General features: G+C 69.2%; 1 protein-coding gene. It reads left to right on the top strand.

Features of this window, described 5'->3' with window-relative positions; genetic code table 11:
- The coding region (locus AC1DWF_RS34430) for a TIGR02594 family protein (protein ID WP_476842967.1) at positions 1–640 on the top strand (640 nt) is incomplete at its 5' end.
- Positions 641–717 lie beyond the last annotated feature (77 nt).

Raw genomic sequence — 717 nt, 5'->3', positions numbered from 1 at the left:
GGCGAAGGTCATCCAGAAGATCGAGGGCTGGAAGGAAGGCAGCGTGCGGGAGAACCGCCCGGCCTCCAGCCTGGCCCTCGCCGGCAACGGTTCACCTGCCCAGGAGGTGCCTGCCGGCATCGTGTCGCGCGGTTCGGACGAATGGATGGCCGTCGCCCGCCAGGAGGCGGCGCTGCCCGAGCACGAGCGATCCGAATGGCCGGGCGCGTCAGCCAATCCGCGCATCCTCGACTACTTTCGGCGCGGCGCCTTCTGGCGCGAGGTGGTCGATGACGAGACGGACTGGTGCGCGGCCTTCGTGAACTACTGCCTGGTGATGAGCGGGCATGTCGGCACCGAGCATCCCGGTGCGCGCTCCTTCTTCTGGAACAGCAAGAAGCAGTTCATCCCGTTGGAGAAGCCGGTCGTGGGCGCCATCGCCGTGCTGCGCCGCGCCCCCTTCGACGACCCGGCCTGGAAGACCGGGCCAGGCCATGTGGGCTTCGTCGCGGCGATCCCGGAGGGAGGTGGGAAGCTGACGCTGCTTGGAGGCAACCAGTCGCATACCGTCCGCGAGCAGAGCTTTGCGCTGGACGCGAAGAACGCGGCGGGCAAGGTCACCGCCCGCTTCGTGGCCTTCCTGATGCCGGTCACGAACTGAGGCGGGCCGTCGCATCCAGCGCTGCCTGCAGCGTATAGGCCGCGGCCGCGGCATCCACCGCGGCTGCCCTCCGCTTC

Source organism: Aminobacter sp. P4_D5, from assembly GCF_056401815.1.
The sequence above is the reverse complement of the archived record's forward strand: the minus strand, read 5'-3'. Positions and strand labels throughout refer to the sequence as shown.